Here is an 18,024-nt window from a genome sequence, read left to right as displayed (position 1 = left end):
AGTCCGGGGTTTTTTTTGCCCGCAGAAAAGTTATTCGGCGATTTCCGCGCCCTTGTCTGCCAATTGCATCCAGCCGGCCAGCACGGTGTAAGCGTCTTCCAGGCCCATGCGCTTGGGCGCCGAGAACAACTGGATGGTGATCGCATCGCCCCAACCCTTACGGATTTCAGACTGCACTTTGAGCAAGGTGTTCTTGGCTGCGCCGTAGGTCAGCTTGTCGGCCTTGGTCAAAAGGATATGCATTGGCATACCGCTGGCGACGGCCCAGTCGAGCATCAGCAGGTCGAAATCGGTCATTGGATGACGGATGTCCATCATCAGAATCAAACCCTTCAAACTCTCGCGGCCACCCAAGTAAGCCTCAAGGTGACGCTGCCAGTGCAGCTTCAACGGGATAGGGACTTTTGCATAACCGTAGCCCGGCAGGTCGACCAGACGCCGATCATCGTCTAGCTTGAAGAAATTGAGCAGTTGCGTGCGGCCCGGAGTTTTCGAGGTGCGCGCCAGGCTGGCGTGGGTCAGGGTGTTCAGCGCGCTGGACTTACCGGCGTTGGAACGGCCGGCAAAGGCGACTTCAAAGCCTTCGTCATCGGGGCATTGGTCCACTTTGGCGGCGCTGAGCATGAACGTGGACTGTTGGCACAGGCCGAGGATGGGATTCTTGAGTTGCATGAGATTTCCGATGTGGGCGGTGCCGAGAAAGGGTGCGGCAAGCGGTGTCGTTTCCGTTTCAGTAGCGCCAGTATATAATGCCGCAGATTTTGTGTGTGCTTTGTCCCAGCGAAGGATGAAGTTCACGGGAGCGAAAGACCTTCATTGCGCATTAGAACGCAAAACGCTCTCAAACCCTGAAAAGGTCGATGTATGACCTGATGGTTGCGCGCTTTTGGTGTCCTGATCGCGCTTTTGGGCGCTCAGGCTACACAGGATCCGGAGGCGCTGTACAACCGAGTTTGCATGGCTAAGCTGATGCAACACGTGACTCAGGGTTTCAAGGCAATGCCGCCGCGTGGTTTGTGCATGGACTGCAGTACTGAGGATTACCAGGCCATCAACGAATTGATGGTGAGTAAACCCGGTAGATAACTCTTAAACCCTTAGCCGTAGTTGGATTAGCTGATGAACAAACTGATCGTGAGTCTGCTGTTGACCTTGGGCATCACCGGTGTTGCCCATGCTGCAGGCGACGCTACAGCGGGCCAGGCGAAAGCCGCCGTATGTGGTGCTTGCCATGGACCGGATGGCAACAGCCCGGCGCCGAACTTCCCCAAACTGGCAGGCCAGGGCGAGCGTTACCTGACCAAGCAGATGCACGACATCAAGGACGGCAAGCGTACGGTGCTGGAAATGACCGGCCTGCTGACCAACCTCAGCGATCAGGACCTGGCGGACATCGCGGCGTATTTTGCCAACCAGAAAGGCAGTGTGGGAGCTGCTGATCCGAAGCTCGTTGATAAAGGCCAGGCGTTGTTCCAAGGCGGCAAGCTCGCCGAAGACCAGCCTATTGGTGGCATGCCTGCCTGTAAGGCTTGTCACATTGCAGGTGGCGGTGGGCTGGCCGAGGCGGGTTTCCCTCATCTGAGTGGTCAGCACGCCCAATACACTGCCAAGCAATTGAAGGACTTCCGCGAGAAGGTTCGCTCCATCGATGGCGATGCCAGCAACAAAATGATGACTGACATTGCGGCGAAACTTTCGGATAAAGATATCGAAGCGCTGTCCAGCTATATTCAGGGCCTGCACTGATTGGGCCTGGGACGTTAACGCTCGATTAATCCATCGATGCAAGCATAAAAAGGGTGGCTTAGGCCGCCCTTTTTTGTGGCCGGTGCCGTTACACTAACGAACTCATGCCCGCGTAGACCTGTCACAACTAAAGGTCGCGTGAGGCGACTTTATTTGTCCAGGAGTAAAGCATGCGTAATCTGATCCTCAGCGCCGCTCTCGTCACTGCCAGCCTCTTCGGCATGACCGCACAAGCTGCCGATGTGCCGCTTGAAGCCGGTAAAACCTATGTTGAATTGGCTACCCCGGTGCCGGTTTCGGAGCCAGGCAAGATCGAAGTGGTGGAGCTGTTCTGGTATGGCTGCCCGCATTGCTATGCTTTTGAGCCGACCATCAACCCTTGGGTTGAAAAACTTCCGTCTGATGTGAATTTCCGCCGCATTCCAGCCATGTTCGGCGGCCCATGGGATGCCCACGGCCAACTGTTCCTGACCCTGGAAGCCATGGGTGTTGAGCACAAGGTTCACAACGCTGTATTCAATGCGATTCAGAAAGAAGGCAAGCGCCTGACCAAGCCTGACGAAATGGCTGACTTTGTTGCCACCCAAGGCGTCGACAAGGACAAGTTCCTGGCCACCTTCAACTCCTTCGCTATCCAGGGCCAAATCAAACAGGCCAAGGAGCTCGCGAAGAAGTATGGCGTACAAGGCGTACCAACCATGATCGTCAACGGCAAATACCGTTTCGACCTGGGCACTACCGGCGGTCCTGAGCAAACCCTTAATGTTGCCGACCAACTGATCGCTAAAGAGCGCGCAGCCAAGTAAGGGGGCCATCATGCGCGGCTGGGGTACTGAACGTAGCGTTGGCCTGCATGAAGCGCGGGTCAACGAACACCACCTGGAGTCCACGGGCTTGCCGGCAGACAGCCGTCTGCGGCTGCTCAGCTTCAATATCCAGGTGGGCAACAGTACCGAGAAGTATCGGCACTACCTCACCCGTGGCTGGCAGCATCTGCTGCCGCACAAAGGGCGTACCGGCAATCTGCAGAAAATCGGCGACCTGCTCAACGACTTCGATCTGGTCGCCTTGCAGGAAGCCGACGGCGGCAGCATGCGCTCCGGTTATGTCAATCAGGTGGAGCATCTCGCCCATCTCGGTGCTTTCCCTTATTGGTATCAGCAACTCAACCGCAACCTAGGGCGCCTGGCGCAGCACAGCAATGGCGTGCTCAGCCGCCTGAAGCCGACTGCCATCGAAGATCACCCGTTGCCCGGCCCAAAAGGGCGCGGCGCGATTCTTGTGCGTTTCGGCGAAGGCCCGGAAGCCTTGGTGGTGGTGATGATGCACCTGGCGCTTGGAGCGCGTACACGCAACCTCCAGTTGGCCTACGTGCGTGATCTGATCGGCAACTACAAACACCAGGTGCTGATGGGTGACATGAACACCCATGCCACCGACCTGTTGCAGAATTCGCCGTTGCGCGACCTCGGGTTACTGGCGCCCCAAGTCGAAGCCACGTTCCCCAGCTGGCGCCCGCAACGTTGTCTCGACCATATCCTGCTTAGCCCGAGCCTCACACTGGAAAGTGTGCAGGTGCTGGCGCAGCCCATTTCCGATCACCTGCCGGTCGCGGTAGAGATTCGTCTGCCGGGTTCGCTCACGGCTGATGCATTGCCCGCGTTGAGCCCAGGCCCTCGCGGACCCCTTGCATGAGCGACGACGCCCAGCGCTGGAAAGAGAAATACCTTAAAAGCGTTGAGCAGCAAGACAAGCTCGAACGCCGCTGGGCCGCACGCCTTGACCTGCTGCGCCGAGGTCTGGTGCGCAGCACGCTGGCGGCAGAAGGCACTGACCGTGCGGTTGACCAATGCATGAAGGAGATGCGCGATGTGGTGCGCACCGACGACATGGACGCCGCCCTCGCCGCCTTGCTGCCACGCCTGGAAAAGGCCGTGCTCGACTCGGAGCAGCGCCGCGAAACCCGGGTCGACCAGATCAGTACCGCGCTGACTGCCCTGGTCGCGCAGTTGCAGAAGCTGCCCCTGCCGCGTGAAGTCGCCCGCCCGCTGAAAATCTTCGCCAAGCAGCTTGATGGCCGAGTCGGCCAGGCGCGTGAGATCCCGCTGCTGCTCAGCGAATTGAGCAGCCTGCAAGGGCAGGCGCTGAATAACCTGGAGCCGGAAGGCGAAGCCGCGCGCCCTGGGCCAGGCTTGCTGCAACGCCTGTTTGGTGCAAAGGATGTGTCGAATGAGGCGCCGGTGGTTGAATCTGCCCCGCTCTATGCACCGCAACCGTCGGCGCCGAAACCTGACGCTGCCAAAGCCGCGCCCGAGGCTCTGGAGCCCGCGCAATCCGAAGAGCTGACCCAAGCCTTGCGCGCCTTCGCGCCATTGACGGTAACGCCGGCCGCCGCGCAGCCTGAACCGGCTGAACCGGTCAAAGTGGCTGAAGTCGCTGGCGAAACCTTTGTCTTCGAGGCTCCGGCGCTGGAGCAAGACTCCGTCGCGCCTGCTGAAGTCTCTGAGCCAGAGGTGCCCGAGCCTGCGGTAGAGGAAGCCGCGCCCGAAAGCGCCCTTGCTGCATTTATCGAAGAACCGCAGGTTGAGGTCGACACGCCAGATCAAACGGTCATCGGCAGTCTGTCGCTTCCGCCCGTGCTGGAAACCTGCGAGCCCGACCCCGATGCGCTGCAACCGGACGGCACCTATGCCCTGCCCGACTCCCCCGAGCCGTCCTACAGCTCGGTCGCCAAGCATATCGAAGACACCTTGCTCGGCTTGCTGGAGGATCTGTCCTTACCCGAGCGCCACCGGCCCCAGGCCGAAGCCATGCGCGAGCGCTTGGCCCACGGCTTGAACTGGTACGAATTGCTGCCGATCCTCGATGATCTGGCGGTGCTGATGCTGGCGATCACCGACAGCGGCCAGCATGAGTTCGAGGCCTACCTCAAGCAGCTCAATGAACGCCTTGAAGCTTTTCAGGGCCACTTGCAGGTGGCCAGCGAGGGGCACGCCGACAGTCGCTCGGCCGCGCGGGAGCTGGATACGCAAATCCGTGAACAGGTCGACGGCCTGCAAAGCAGCGTGCAGGAAGCCGCTGACCTGGACAGCCTCAAGCAGGTACTGGAAAGCCACCTTGAAGGCCTGCTCGGCACCATGGACGAACACCAGCAGCAGCGTGACCAGCGCGAGCAGGAAGTCGCGGCGCGGCTCAAAAGCCTGGCCGAGCGGGTGGCGAACATGGAGCAGGAAGCCCAAGGTTATCGCGAGCATTTGGAAGTGCAGCGTCAGAAAGCCTTGATCGACCCGCTCACCGGCCTGCCCAACCGTGCGGCCTGGAGCGAGCGCCTGGACCATGAAGTGAATAGCTGGCATCAGCGCGGCAACAGCCTGTCACTGGCCATGCTCGACCTCGACCACTTCAAGCGCATCAACGATGGCTACGGCCACTTGGCGGGCGACAAGGTGCTGAAGATCATCGCCAATGTGTTGCGCAAGCGCCTGCGCCCCGACGATTTTATCGCGCGATTTGGGGGCGAAGAGTTTGTATTGTTGATGCCGGATTCAGCCCTGGCAGATGCTTTGGACGTGGGTGAGGTGCTGCGTTCAGCCATCGAAGCATGCCCGTTCCACTTCAAAGGGGAGCCGGTGACCATCACGGTGTCCATGGGCGTGGCGCAGTTTCAGCCGGGCGAACGCAGTGACCTGGCGCTCAAGCGTGCCGATGAGGCGTTGTACCGGGCCAAGGCAGCTGGGCGCAACCGGGTGCAGGCGGCGTAAAAGATGTTCCATTTTATGATTTGACCATCGAGCCCCGAACCATCCGTTACACTGTTGCATTATCGTCTTCTGCGTATTGTCTTCCGCCATGAAATCTTTTTGCGTCGCCTTTGTGTTTCTCCTGCTCGCCGGCTGCGCCAGCGGCCCGCGGCTGAACACCAGCCATCCTTCGTCGAACCACGACAACCGGGTGCAGTTCGTCATTGTCCATTACACCTCGGCCAGCCTTGAGCGCTCCCTGGCGCTGCTCACGCACGGCCAGGTCAGCAGCCATTACCTTATCGGCGACGACGCCTCAGGCACTATCTACAAGCTGGTGGACGAGAGCCAGCGCGCCTGGCACGCCGGTGAAAGCGAGTGGGCGGGCCGCACCTGGCTCAACTCCAGCTCCATTGGCATCGAGATCGTGAACCCGGGTTATACGGACTCGCCGACCGGCCGCCTGTGGTACCCGTACTCAGAGGCCCAGGTGCAGTCGTTGGTGGTGTTGCTCAAGGACATCAGCAAGCGCAACGGCATTGACCCCAAGAACATCATCGGCCACAGCGACATTGCGCCATTGCGCAAGCTCGACCCGGGCCCGTTGTTCCCGTGGAAGCGCCTGGCGGCTGAAGGTTTGGGCGTGTGGCCGGATGCACAGGCGGTGGCTCGGCTCCAGCAGCAATATGCCGTCAGCCTGCCGAGTATCACGTGGTTCCAGGAAGAACTGGCGCGCCTGGGCTACCAGACGCCGCAGACAGGTGAGCTGGATGTGGCTACACGACATGTGATCGCGGCGTTCCAGATGCACTTTCGGCCATCACGGTTTGACGGCACGCCGGATGCTGAAAGTGCGGCGATCCTGAGCGCATTGAACCGCCGCTAGGTGTAACACTATTCGAATGTGGGAGCGGGCTTGCTCGCGAAAGCGGTGGATCAGTCGCTATATATGCTGACTGACAGACCGCATTCGCGAGCAAGCCCGCTCCCACATTTTTTGTAGCCAGGCTACAACGGCAACGCCATATAAAACTGCGTACCCTGCCCCGGCCGCGAATACACGCCCATACGGCCGCCGTGCAGCTGTACGATCTCCTTGCACAACGCCAGCCCGAGGCCGGCGCCACCTTTCTTGCGGCCTACCTGTACGAAGGGTTCAAAGATGCGCCCCTGTTGGCCATAAGCAATACCCTCGCCGTTATCTTCGACGCTGATAATTACTCGTTCGCCGTGGCGGCGCGCCTGCAAGCGAATCTGGCCACCATTGGCGGTATGTCGCAAAGCGTTGCCTAGAAGGTTATCGAGTACACGTTCGAGCTGAACCTGGTCGGCATACAGCCTGGGCAACTCGGATTGGGCTTCTACCAGCAGTTCGATGTCCTGTGCGTTCGCCAGCTCCGTGAACCGGCCTCGCGCGTTCTCCAGCAGATCGGTGACATCGCACGGCCCGAGAGTGAGTTTTTGCAGGCCGTTCTGGTAGCGCGAGAAGTTGAGCAAATCGTTGATCAACTGCATCAGGCGCTGCATTTCTTCATTGACCGTATCCAGCAGGTCCGCTTCACGGGACTCGGCGGGAAACTTCGCCCGTTCGCGGAACAGCCCGAAGGCCATGTGCATGCCCGTCACCGGCGTACGCAACTCGTGGGAGGCGCGCAGGACGAACTCACTGCGCACCCGTTCGAACGCGCGTTGTTCGGTGACGTCATGCAGCACCATCACTGCGCCCAGAATATGCCCTTGGGTATGGCTGACCGGCGTCAGGCTGTAGGTCAGCAGGCGCAGTTCGCCTTCGACTTCCACTTCCAGATCGTCCGGCGCGCGCTCCAGGTTGCCGCCGCGCAGCACCAGTTGCAGTTGCTCATCCATTTCAGGGCGACCCAAGGCTTCACCCAAGCCCTGGCCGAGGCGCTCTACGTCCCAGCCCAACTGGCGCTGTGCCACAGGGTTAAGGTGCTCCAGACGGCCTTGGCGGTCAATCATCAGCAAGCCGTCGTCGATGCTGTCGAGCACCGCTTGCAGGCGTTGCTGACCGGCCAGCAACTCATCGATATTGGTTGCCTGATGTTGGCGCAGTGCTTCGGCCATGATGCCGAAGCGGCGGGTCAGTTGATTCATTTCTGCCGCCGATGAGATCGGCAGCGTCACTTCGAAATCGCCTTGCCCGATCTTGTCGGCGGCCTTGGCCAAGGCTTCAATCGGCCCGCCAAAGCGCCGGGCGATGCCATGGGCGGTAACAAAGCCGATGATCAACACCGCCAGGCCGACCAGCCCCAGCAGGCCGGCGATCAACAAGGCGCGGTTGCGCGACTTGTGTTCGCTGTCGTTGATATTTTCCAAAGCTTGTTTGTGCTCGGCGATCAAACCATTGCGCAATGTATTGAAGGTTTCGGTGAGCTTGTCGTTTTTACTGTTGGCCAGTGAGCTTCGCTGAGCCTCGTCGAACGCCTTGAGAAAATTCAGGTAGTCGATGCGAGCCTGGCTGAAGCCACTGGTTCTGCCGTCCTGCTGTTCATGGGCGATGCCTTGGTCCAGCAGGGCAAAATAGTTTTGCTTGGACGTCTGCAGGGCAGCGGGGTCGGGCTGCTCCTCCAGCATCAGGATCAATTGGTCGCCCAAGGTCTGACGCAGCTTGAGGCCCAGGTCCAGGGTGATGAAGTTGCTACGGATCGCCGACTCCTGGCTCTTGGCCATTTGCATGACGCTGACCAGTCCCAGGACCAGTCCCAACAGGGCGACGGTGATCAGCGCTGAGATACTCAGGAACAACCGAGTGCGCAGTTTCATCGCAAGCTTCATAAGGTACAGCTCACAGGTTGTACTGTTTACGTTTGCGGTACAGGGTCGACGCGTCGATGCCCAGCGTGCGGGCCGCTTGATCCAAGGTGTCGCTGGTAGCGAGTACGGCGCCGATATGGGCTTTCTCCAGCTCGTCCAGGCTCAGCGCTGCGCCGATACGCGGGGCATTGTTGGTCGGCTGTTCGGCCATGCCGAGGTGGCTGATTTCAACCTTTTCCTGTGGGCAAATAATGCTGGCCCGCTCCACCACGTTACGCAGTTCGCGGATATTGCCCGGCCAGCGGTAGTTAAGCAGCGCCTCACGGGCGGCATCGCTGAAACCGCGCGCAGGCCGGGCGTATTCCTTGACGAAGCGCGCCAGGAAACGGTCGGCCAGGGTCAGGATGTCTTCACTGCGCTCACGCAGCGGCGGCAGGTGCAAGGTGATGACGTTGAGGCGATAGAGCAAGTCTTCCCGGAAACGGCCGTCGCGCACCATGTCTTCCAGGTTCAGGTTGGTGGCCGCCAGGATGCGCACGTCGGCACGTCGAGTAACCGGGTCGCCTACGCGTTCATACTCCTTGTCTTGAATGAATCGCAGCAGTTTTGGCTGCAAAGTCAGGGGGAAGTCGCCGATCTCGTCGAGAAACAGCGTGCCGCCGTCGGCCTGGTTAACCCGGCCCAGCGTGCTCTCGCTGGCCCCGGTAAAGGCGCCGCGACTGTGGCCGAACAATTCGCTTTCCATCAGTTCCGCCGTCAGTGACGGGCAGTTAATGGTCACGCAGGATTTTTTCGAGCGCTTGCTCCACCCGTGTATGGCCCGGGCCAGCTCGCCTTTACCGGTGCCGGACTCACCGAGGATCAAAATGTTGGCATCGGTGCCTGCCACTTGGCGCGCGGTTTCCAGTACCACCATCATCGCCGGGCTGTGGGAGTCGAGGCCGTCCTTGGGTTGGCGCACTGCGCCTTCAAGCGCTTCCAGGCGTGCCGAGAGCTGGCGCACTTCCAACTGCTTGGCGGTGGCCAGGCGCAGTTGGTCGGGGCTGCACGGCTTGACCAGGTAGTCGGCGGCGCCGGCCTGGATCGCGTCAACGGCGGTGTCCACGGCCGAATGCGCGGTCACAATCACCACGCGCATCCATGGCGCCTGGATGCGCATCTGGGCCAACACATCCAGGCCGTTGTCCTCACCCAGGCGCAGGTCCAGGAAGCACAGGTCGAAGACCTGACGCTGCATCAGGGCATCGGCTTGGGCGGCGCTGTTGGCAGTGGCTACGGTGTAGCCTTCATCTTCCAGGCAGTAACGGAAGGTGCGGAGGATTGCGGATTCGTCATCCACTAAAAGAATGCGGCCTTGAAGTTCCTTGGCTGATTCCATCTGTCCCGCGCTCCTTAACTATAAATGATGGTGTTTAGTCCCGGATTAATCGGGCAAGTTGCATGGTTTATTCTGATTCATAAAAGGCATCTTCGCGCAGGTATCTTCACGTTCTCCCAAAGACGCCGACTGATGGCGTTTTCATGCCTTCCTGCCACTTCGGCAACGCCTCCTGCACTTTCGATCCGTTGACCCGACCACTGACCATCGTGCATTTCGCACGGCCTGCAAAGCGGCATCGTGCAGGATGCTGTTCGCAACAGCCACGGCGTATTCATAACATGCTGATTTTATTGGGTTTTATTTTGTAAAAAAACTGGCATGCACTCTGCAATAGCTCTCCCAACGAATAATCAGAATGCGGGAGAAATGCAGCATGACTCGCCAAAGCCTCAGCCAATTACGTGTCTCGCCACTGCGCATGCAGCAAGGTCTGTTTGCCAGCCTGGCTTTGATGGTCACGTTGATTGCCGGCCAGCAAATGCAGCATTGGCAGCAAAGTCAGCAGCAAACCCCGCAATTCGAACGTCCGTCGATGACCCAAACCCATTTCCGTTCCGTTGGCAGTGCCGGCGCTACTACCGATGTAACCGCCCCGCAATTGAGAGTGGCAGACCAGGGTTCAACCCTGGGTGAATTGCCAGCCCAAGAGCGTTGGGTGTTCTAAGCAAGAAAAGGTCGCTTGTGTTGAGCGGCTGCACGGCACTACCGCTGTTACCTCTAAAAAAGCGTAAGGAGAATCACCATGTTGAGTTGGGCAATCACATTTCTGATCATCGCCATTGTGGCTGCAGTCCTGGGCTTCGGTGGTATCGCGGGCACCGCCACGGGTATCGCAAAAATTCTGTTTGTGGTTTTCCTGGTGATGTTCATCGCTTCGTTCTTCTTTGGTCGTCGCGGCCGAGGCTGAATATGACCCATTTGTCCTTTAAAGCCATGGCTGCCGCCCTGCTCTTGGGCGGTAGCGGCTTGGTAATGGCCGCCAACGACGGCCAATCCCGAGCCAACGAATTGCTCAGTGCGGACAAGCAGTACCGCGAAACCTGGCAAAGCGTGGTGAAGAAAGAACAGCGCCTGCCGGAATGGGTGATGAACCTGTCCGGTACGGCCGAACAAATGAACGCAGTGGAAGAGGATGGCGAAAAGTACTTGGTGGGGCCGCTCTGTGAAACCGCAGATACGTGCCTGAACAAGCGCCTGATCGTTGCCTTCAGCTACGACAAGGAAGATGCCTACGCCATGTTGGTGGAAGTCCCGGCCGGTTTACCGGCAGACAAGTCCCCGACACGGCACGCCGATTACCGTTTTATCGGTAAGCCGAACGAAGGCATGCAGAAGTTGCTGATGGAGCAACTGAAGAAAGATCCGAATTGGTACTAGGTTCCGTCTGACGCGTCTGTCGTCTGCGGAGCCGGCGTCCATAGAAAGAAGCCCTTTGCTTCTTTCTGTCTGCATCACCCGCCAAGGGTGATGCATGACCAGGGGGCCGGGTTGCTCTGATCAATCGAGATCGGCGTGACCTACGGGTACAGGGAGTGCCTGCGCAAGGGCCGGGTCAGGTGAAAAGCTGCGACGCAAGTTCACAAGCCCTCACGCTTGCTGAACTTGCGACGGGCTTGTCACTCTCATGCTCCGCTTCTTATACGGCTCATAGCCGACAATTTCTCTTTTGCGCGCGCCTAACCATTACTTGGTGTTTCGTGGCGACCATCTATCGAGAAAATTTTAGCTGCGCCATAGGACATTTCTGGCGCCAGGTCAGTGAATTCCCGGGCATTTTCGCCAACCTTTATAAGTCGTCCAACATCTCTGAGCGAGCCGGTATTGGCCGGTTAACGGCATATTCACGGGATTTAATGGCGGATTTGAACTGACCGTTCGGACAGTTAATTTCAAAAAAAGTCATGCCGATTCGGCATAGGGTAGGCGTTTACGGCATTAGACGTCGAACCCTTGCATGGGAATAGTTGCGCCTTTTTTCGCCTGCCAGTAAGCCATTTCGGCCATGCTGCGGTGACCTTCCATGGAGGCAAATGCGCACACTTTTTCGCTTGCGAGCGTTGCGAGTGGCGCATTTGCCTTAAGTCCACTTGAAGTAAGGGTAATGACATGAAGAAGGCAAAGCTAAGCCTCGCCTGGCAGATCCTCATCGGTTTGGTACTGGGGATCGCAATCGGTGCAGTGCTCAACCATTTCAGTGCTGAAAAAGCCTGGTGGATCAGCAATGTGTTGCAGCCGGCAGGCGATATCTTTATCCGCCTGATCAAGATGATCGTGATCCCGATTGTGATTTCCTCGCTGATTGTCGGCATCGCCGGCGTAGGTGATGCGAAAAAACTCGGTCGAATCGGCGTCAAAACCATTCTTTACTTCGAAGTGGTCACCACCATCGCCATTGTGGTCGGCCTGCTGTTAGCCAACGTGTTCCACCCGGGCGCCGGCATCGACATGAGTACCCTGGGTACCGTCGACATTTCCAAATACACCGCCACCGCCGCCGAAGTGCAGCATGAGCATGCGTTCATCGAAACCATCCTCAACCTGATCCCGTCGAACATTTTCGCCGCCGTTGCCCGTGGCGACATGCTGCCGATCATCTTCTTCTCGGTGCTGTTCGGCCTGGGCTTGTCGAGCCTCAAGCCTGAGCTGCGCGAGCCGCTGGTGACCATGTTCCAGGGCGTGTCCGAGAGCATGTTCAAAGTGACCCACATGATCATGAAGTACGCCCCGATCGGTGTATTTGCCTTGATCGCGGTAACCGTCGCCAACTTCGGCTTTGCTTCCTTGCTGCCGCTGGCCAAGCTGGTGATCCTGGTTTACGTCGCCATCCTGTTCTTCGCCTTTGCGGTACTGGGCCTGATCGCCCGCCTGTTCGGGTTCTCGATTCTCAAGCTGATGCGCATCTTCAAGGATGAGCTGGTGCTGGCCTACTCCACCGCCAGTTCCGAAACCGTGCTGCCGCGTGTGATCGAGAAGATGGAAGCCTACGGTGCGCCGAAGGCCATCTGCAGCTTCGTAGTGCCAACCGGCTACTCGTTCAACCTCGACGGTTCGACTCTGTACCAGAGCATCGCGGCGATTTTTATCGCCCAGCTGTATGGCATCGACCTGTCGATCGGCCAACAACTGATGCTGGTACTGACCCTGATGGTCACCTCCAAAGGTATTGCCGGCGTGCCGGGCGTGTCCTTCGTGGTGCTGCTGGCCACCCTGGGCAGCGTGGGTATTCCGCTGGAAGGCCTGGCCTTCATCGCCGGTGTCGACCGTGTGATGGACATGGCGCGTACCGCACTGAATGTGATCGGCAACGCCCTGGCCGTTCTGGTTATCTCTCGTTGGGAAGGCATGTACGACGATGCCAAGGGCGAGCGCTACTGGAACTCGCTGCCGCACTGGCGCAGCAAAGAAGCCGTGCCGACCGCACAAGCTACCCGCGGCTGATACCACCGCTGCTCTGAAACAGACCCCGGAAAATTCCGGGGTTTGTCGTTTCTGCCAGCCCCGCTATCATTCGCCCCATCTTTCGGGGGATTCAACTGATGCTCAATGGCCTGTGGCTTGGCTTCTTTGTCGTGGCAATGGTGTCAGCACTGGCGCAATGGCTGGTGGGCGGTAATGCCGGGATTTTTGCGGCGATGGTCGAAAGCATTTTCGCCATGGCCAAACTGTCTGTCGACGTGATGGTGCTGCTGTTCGGCACCCTGACCTTATGGCTGGGCTTTTTGCGCATCGCCGAAAAAGCCGGGATCGTCGACTGGCTGGCCAAGGCCCTAGGCCCGCTGTTTCGCCGTTTGATGCCGGAAGTGCCCGCCGGCCACCCCGCTATCGGCTTGATCACCCTCAACTTCGCCGCCAACGGCCTGGGCCTGGACAACGCCGCCACGCCGATTGGCCTGAAAGCCATGAAGGCGTTGCAGGAACTCAACCCCATCCCCAACACCGCGAGCAACGCGCAGATTCTGTTTCTGGTGCTTAACGCATCCTCGCTGACACTGTTGCCGGTGACGATCTTCATGTACCGCGCCCAGCAAGGCGCCGCCGACCCGACGCTGGTGTTCCTGCCGATCCTGCTGGCCACCAGTGCTTCCACGCTGGTGGGCCTGCTGTCGGTGGCGGTGATGCAGCGCCTGCGCTTGTGGGACCCGGTGGTGCTGGCCTATCTGATTCCCGGCGCGCTGGCACTGGGCGGCTTTATGGCGTTGCTGGCGACCTTGTCCGCCACGGCGCTGGCGGGCCTGTCGTCGATCCTCGGCAACCTGACGCTGTTTGGCTTGATCATGCTGTTTCTGGTGATCGGTGCGTTGCGCAAGGTGAAGGTGTACGAGGCCTTTGTCGAAGGCGCCAAAGAAGGTTTCGACGTTGCCAAGAACCTGCTGCCGTATTTGGTGGCGATGCTTTGCGCCGTGGGCGTATTGCGCGCTTCCGGGGCATTGGACTTCGGCCTGGAAGGCATTCGCCATGTGGTGGCCTGGACCGGCATGGACACACGCTTTGTCGACGCGTTGCCGACGGCGATGGTCAAGCCGTTTTCCGGCAGCGCAGCGCGGGCGCTGTTGATCGAGACCATGCAGGCCAAGGGCGTGGACAGCTTCCCGGCGTTGGTCGCGGCGACGATTCAGGGCAGTACCGAGACCACCTTTTATGTGTTGGCGGTGTACTTTGGTTCGGTGGGCATTCAGCGGGCGCGGCATGCGGTTGGGTGTGCGTTGCTGGCGGAGTTTGCCGGTGTCGTGGCGGCGATTGCGGTGTGCTACTGGTTCTTTGGTTAAGATTTAGATCGCTATCGCAGGCAAGCCAGCTTCCACATTTGACGGTGTTCACAAATCAAAAGGTGGGAGCTGGCTTGCCTGCGAAGAGGCCCTCAGCGTTTCGCAGCAGCATTGCCCTGCTGCACCACCCAATCCACCACCTGCTTGTTCAACTGATCCCCCGCCTGCCCAAACGCCGCCACTACCGCTGGCACCTTTGTATCGCCGACCGGCTGCTTCACCTCAAACCGCCGACTGGCAATAATCCGCTGATCACTGCCACGCACCAACCGCGCATCCAGGCGGATCACCACCTCCACCGCGCTGCCGTGGTACTCACTCTGAAACGCCTGCAACTGCCCGCCCAGCTCGTAATCAGCCTGTAGATTGGTTTCGTCGGTACTCAGCAGCGTCACCCGCCCATCGCGCTGGAAACCGTCCATAAACCGATTGCGCAGCAACACCGGCGTCGGGTCGCTCCAGCGTGAGTTCGCGTAGCTGCTGATCAGGTCGCCGTTTGGCACTACGGCAATACGCGGGCTGTCGAGAAACTCGCTGCTCTGCGGCTTGGACACACGCAACGACCAGCTCACCGGCGTGCCTTGGGTGCTGGTGGGCGCCGACGTCAGGCGGTACACGTCAGACGGGTCCGGCTTGGGCAGGATCGAGCAAGCGCTGATCAGCACCAAGGCCAGCGGGGCGATTAGTTGGTAAGCACGCTTCATGGCGTGAACTCCTTGTTCTTGTCGCTGCCCAGCAGGTAACCGCTGGGGTTGGCTTCGAGGCGACGGGAGATGGCGCGCAGCGAACCGAGGGTTTCGCGCAACTCGCGCACGGCCGGTGCCAGTTCGTTGAGGCCCTGCATGCCGCTGTTCACCGAGTCTTTGTTGTTGGTCAGCAAGGTGTTGATGGTCGTGGTGCTTTGTTCCAGCGACTTCATGGCCTGCTCGGCACTGCCGAAGGCTTGCTTGCCCTGGTCGTTGAGCAAGCCGTTGGCATTGCGCATCAGCGTGGTGGTCTGTTCCAGCGCGGCGCTCGCCTGTTTGCTCACCTGCATCAACTGCTGCATCACCACCTTGATATCACCGCGCTGGTCGGCAATGGCGCCGGTGGTTTGTTGCAAGTTGTCCAGGGTGTTGCTCAGGCGCTCGACGTTCTCCCGTGAGAACATGTGGTTGGCGTTGTGCAGCAGCAGATTGATGCTGGTCATCAGGTCGTTGCTGTTATTGAGCAGACGCGCGATGGGTGACGGCGAGGCGATGATTTCCGGCAGGTTGCCGTCCTTGCCCTTGAGTTCCGGGCTTTGCGGCGTGCCGCCACTGAGCTGGATGATCGAGGTGCCGGTGATGCCGGTCAGTGCCAGTTTGGCCTGGGTGTCTTCCTTGATCGGCGTCTGCCCGGCCAGGCGAATGCGTGCGAGTACCCGGCGCGGGTCTTTCGGGTCCAGACGCAGGCTGGTGACATCGCCCACCTTGATCCCGCTGTATTGCACCGAACTGCCTTGCGACAGGCCGCTGACGGCCTCGTTGAACACCACCTCGTAGTCCTGGAAGGCACTGTCGACGCTGGATTTGGCCAGCCACAGGCCGAACAGCATTGCGCCGACCACCACGATCACGCTGAACAAACCGATCATCACATGATGGGCTCGGGTTTCCATGTCATACCTCGTTAAGCGATTGAGCGGCATCCAATGCCGCGCGGCCACGGGGGCCGTGGAAATATTCGTGAATCCAGGCGTCGTCCGTTTCCGAGACAACATCAATGGCATCGGCCACCAGCACTTTCTTCTGCGCCAGCACCGCCACGCGGTCGGTGATGGTGTACAGCGTGTCGAGGTCGTGGGTGACCAGGAACACGCTCAGGCCCAGCGCATCGCGCAGGGTCAGGATCAGTTGGTCGAATTGCGCCGCGCCAATCGGGTCGAGGCCGGCGGTGGGTTCGTCCAGAAACAGAATGTCCGGGTCCAGTGCCAACGCCCGCGCCAAAGCGGCGCGCTTGATCATGCCGCCGGACAGTGACGCCGGGTATTTATCCGCCGCCGACAACGGCAGCCCCGCCAGGGCAAGCTTGACCGCCGCCAGGTGCTCGGCATCGCGACGGCTGAGGCCGGCGTGTTCGATCAACGGCAGGGCGACGTTTTCGGTGACCGTCAGCGAGGAAAACAGCGCGCCTTTCTGGAACAGCACGCCAAAGCGCCGTTCCACCAGCGAGCGTTCATGCTCGGGCAGGTTGGGCAGGTTCTTGCCGAACACCCGCACCTCACCTTCGCTGGGCCGACGCAGGCCGACGATGCTGCGCAGCAGCACCGACTTGCCGCTGCCGGAGCCGCCGACCACCGCGAGGATCTCGCCTTTGTACAAATCCAGATCGAGGTGCTCGTGCACGCTCTGGCTGCCGAAGCGATTGCACAGGCCGCGCACTTCGATCACCGCCTCAGTGGGCGCACGGTGTAGACGACTCACCAGCCCATCTCCATAAAGAACATCGCGGCAACCGCATCCAGCACGATCACCACGAAAATAGACTGCACCACGCTGGAGGTGGTGTGGGCGCCGACCGACTCGGCGCTGCCGCTGACCTTGAAGCCTTCAAGGCAGCCAATCGCCGCGATCAGGAACGCGAAAATCGGCGCTTTCACCATGCCCACCAAAAAGTGCTGCACGCCAATGTCCGATTGCAGCAGCGAGAGAAACATCGCCGGTGAAATATCCAGGGCCACGGCGCACACCACCCCGCCGCCGACAATCCCCGAGAGCATCGCCAAAAATGTCAGCATCGGCAGCGACACCAGCAGCGCCATCACCCGTGGCAATACCAACAGCTCCATCGGGTCCAGGCCCAGGGTGCGGATCGCGTCGATTTCTTCGTTAGCTTTCATCGAGCCGATTTGTGCGGTAAAGGCACTGGCGGTGCGACCGGCGATCAGGATGGCGGTAAGCAATACGCCGAACTCACGCAGGAAGGAAAACGCCACCAGGTCCACGGTAAAAATCGTCGCGCCGAAGCTCTTGAGCACGGTGGCGCCGAGGAACGCCACCACGGCGCCCACCAGAAAGGTCAGCAACGCGACAATGGGCGCAGCGTCGAGGCCGGTTTGTTCGATATGCGCGACCATCGGCGTGATGCGCCAGCGCTTGGGACGGAACACGCCGCGGGCGAAGGTTTCGAGGATCAGGCCGATAAAGCCCAGCAGTTTCATGCCGTCCTGCCATACCGTGTCGACGGCCCGGCCGATACGTGCCAGCACTTGGATACCGGCGGCTTCTTCCGGCTCTTTGTCGGGTACGCAGAAATCGTTCAGAGAGCGGTAGACGGTTTTGAGCAGTGCCCGGTCGGCGGTAGATAAGCTGCAATCGGTCTGCTCGGCGGAACGCTCGATACGGTCCGGGCCCAGCAACTCGACCAGCAGCGAGGCACCCGCGGTATCCAGGGCGCCGAGGCCATTGAGGTCGATGCGTGCACCGGCGTCGTATTGGCCGTCGAGCTTGTCACTCAGTTTTTTAAGATTGGCGTAGTGGGCAAGCGTCCAGTCCCCCGTAATCCTGAGTAACGGGGGAACGCTGGAGGTGTCGAGGTGGGCTGCGCCGGCCGTGGTACGAGTGGTCATAAGCTCCGAGCTTGTTTGGCTATCCAC

At 59.7% G+C, this 18,024-nt stretch carries 18 protein-coding genes; 11 read left to right on the top strand and 7 right to left on the bottom strand.

The features are described from left to right. Positions 1-30: 30 nt before the first annotated feature. Positions 31-672 (bottom strand): ribosome biogenesis GTP-binding protein YihA/YsxC, encoded by a 642-nt coding sequence (yihA, locus tag BFP92_RS27840; protein WP_065931961.1) that lies wholly within the window; start codon positions 670-672, stop codon positions 31-33. A 204-nt stretch (positions 673-876) separates the two neighbouring features. Here yihA and BFP92_RS32245 point away from each other — a divergent pair, with 204 nt between their 5' ends. The 6 genes from BFP92_RS32245 (at position 877) to BFP92_RS27810 (ending at position 6,372) form a co-directional block, all read left to right on the top strand. Continuing rightward, positions 877-1,086, top strand: coding sequence for a cytochrome (locus BFP92_RS32245; RefSeq protein WP_236371297.1), 210 nt, complete (start codon positions 877-879; stop codon positions 1,084-1,086). A 33-nt stretch (positions 1,087-1,119) separates the two neighbouring features. Beyond that, a complete protein-coding gene (locus BFP92_RS27830) occupies positions 1,120-1,746 on the top strand; it encodes a c-type cytochrome (RefSeq protein ID WP_065931960.1) in 627 nt (208 codons plus the stop codon). Between the two features lie 170 nt (positions 1,747-1,916). After that, positions 1,917-2,552 (top strand): thiol:disulfide interchange protein DsbA, encoded by a 636-nt coding sequence (gene dsbA / locus BFP92_RS27825; protein WP_065931959.1) that lies wholly within the window; start codon positions 1,917-1,919, stop codon positions 2,550-2,552. 10 nt (positions 2,553-2,562) lie between these two features. Then, a complete protein-coding gene (locus BFP92_RS27820; RefSeq protein ID WP_065931958.1) occupies positions 2,563-3,441 on the top strand; it encodes an endonuclease/exonuclease/phosphatase family protein in 879 nt (292 codons plus the stop codon). Continuing rightward, a complete protein-coding gene (locus tag BFP92_RS27815; protein WP_065931957.1) occupies positions 3,438-5,507 on the top strand; it encodes a GGDEF domain-containing protein in 2,070 nt (689 codons plus the stop codon). Before BFP92_RS27820 ends, BFP92_RS27815 begins: the two co-directional genes overlap by 4 nt. 88 nt (positions 5,508-5,595) lie before the next feature. Next, entirely contained in the window at positions 5,596-6,372 is a 777-nt protein-coding gene (locus tag BFP92_RS27810; protein ID WP_065931956.1) for an N-acetylmuramoyl-L-alanine amidase, read from the top strand. Between the two features lie 122 nt (positions 6,373-6,494). On the opposite strand, the gene BFP92_RS27805 is transcribed toward BFP92_RS27810, so the two are convergent. Then, positions 6,495-8,282 (bottom strand): KinB sensor domain-containing domain, encoded by a 1,788-nt coding sequence (locus BFP92_RS27805; RefSeq protein WP_065931955.1) that lies wholly within the window; start codon positions 8,280-8,282, stop codon positions 6,495-6,497. A 10-nt stretch (positions 8,283-8,292) separates the two neighbouring features. Further along, positions 8,293-9,639, bottom strand: coding sequence for a sigma-54-dependent response regulator transcription factor AlgB (algB, locus tag BFP92_RS27800; RefSeq protein WP_056861018.1), 1,347 nt, complete (start codon positions 9,637-9,639; stop codon positions 8,293-8,295). 376 nt (positions 9,640-10,015) lie between these two features. Here algB and BFP92_RS27795 point away from each other — a divergent pair, with 376 nt between their 5' ends. The 5 genes from BFP92_RS27795 (at position 10,016) to BFP92_RS27775 (ending at position 14,408) form a co-directional block, all read left to right on the top strand. Further along, positions 10,016-10,306, top strand: coding sequence for a hypothetical protein (locus tag BFP92_RS27795; RefSeq protein WP_065931954.1), 291 nt, complete (start codon positions 10,016-10,018; stop codon positions 10,304-10,306). A 78-nt stretch (positions 10,307-10,384) separates the two neighbouring features. Then, positions 10,385-10,549, top strand: coding sequence for a DUF1328 domain-containing protein (locus BFP92_RS27790; protein WP_003170804.1), 165 nt, complete (start codon positions 10,385-10,387; stop codon positions 10,547-10,549). 2 nt (positions 10,550-10,551) lie between these two features. Beyond that, positions 10,552-11,019, top strand: coding sequence for an inhibitor of vertebrate lysozyme family protein (locus BFP92_RS27785; protein WP_065931953.1), 468 nt, complete (start codon positions 10,552-10,554; stop codon positions 11,017-11,019). Positions 11,020-11,748: 729 nt separating this feature from the next. Further along, positions 11,749-13,080: a glutamate/aspartate:proton symporter GltP gene (gene gltP, locus BFP92_RS27780; RefSeq protein ID WP_065931952.1), complete on the top strand. Its 1,332-nt coding sequence runs from the start codon at positions 11,749-11,751 to the stop codon at positions 13,078-13,080. A gap of 98 nt (positions 13,081-13,178) precedes the next feature. Then, a complete protein-coding gene (locus BFP92_RS27775) occupies positions 13,179-14,408 on the top strand; it encodes a nucleoside recognition domain-containing protein (RefSeq protein WP_065931951.1) in 1,230 nt (409 codons plus the stop codon). A 92-nt stretch (positions 14,409-14,500) separates the two neighbouring features. Here the strand turns inward: BFP92_RS27775 and BFP92_RS27770 are convergent, their stop codons facing one another. Genes BFP92_RS27770 through BFP92_RS27755 form a run of 4 tightly spaced genes read right to left on the bottom strand, consistent with a single transcriptional unit; the run spans position 14,501 to position 17,997 of the window. Beyond that, positions 14,501-15,112 (bottom strand): ABC-type transport auxiliary lipoprotein family protein, encoded by a 612-nt coding sequence (locus BFP92_RS27770; protein ID WP_065931950.1) that lies wholly within the window; start codon positions 15,110-15,112, stop codon positions 14,501-14,503. Then, complete coding sequence (locus tag BFP92_RS27765; RefSeq protein WP_056861024.1) at positions 15,109-16,047, bottom strand: MlaD family protein; 939 nt, start codon at positions 16,045-16,047, stop codon at positions 15,109-15,111. The genes BFP92_RS27770 and BFP92_RS27765 overlap by 4 nt, the downstream gene beginning before the upstream one ends. A 1-nt stretch (position 16,048) precedes the next feature. Next, positions 16,049-16,852 carry an ABC transporter ATP-binding protein gene (locus tag BFP92_RS27760; protein ID WP_065931949.1) on the bottom strand — a complete coding sequence of 268 codons (804 nt, stop codon included), beginning with the start codon at positions 16,850-16,852 and terminating at the stop codon, positions 16,049-16,051. Then, positions 16,849-17,997, bottom strand: a complete 1,149-nt coding sequence (locus BFP92_RS27755) for an ABC transporter permease (protein WP_065931948.1) — start codon at positions 17,995-17,997, stop codon at positions 16,849-16,851. Before BFP92_RS27755 ends, BFP92_RS27760 begins: the two co-directional genes overlap by 4 nt. Positions 17,998-18,024 lie beyond the last annotated feature (27 nt).

The organism is Pseudomonas sp. 58 R 3 (assembly GCF_900006605.1).
Lineage (GTDB): Bacteria > Pseudomonadota > Gammaproteobacteria > Pseudomonadales > Pseudomonadaceae > Aquipseudomonas > Aquipseudomonas salomonii.
This window is presented reverse-complemented; position numbering and strand designations above follow the sequence as displayed.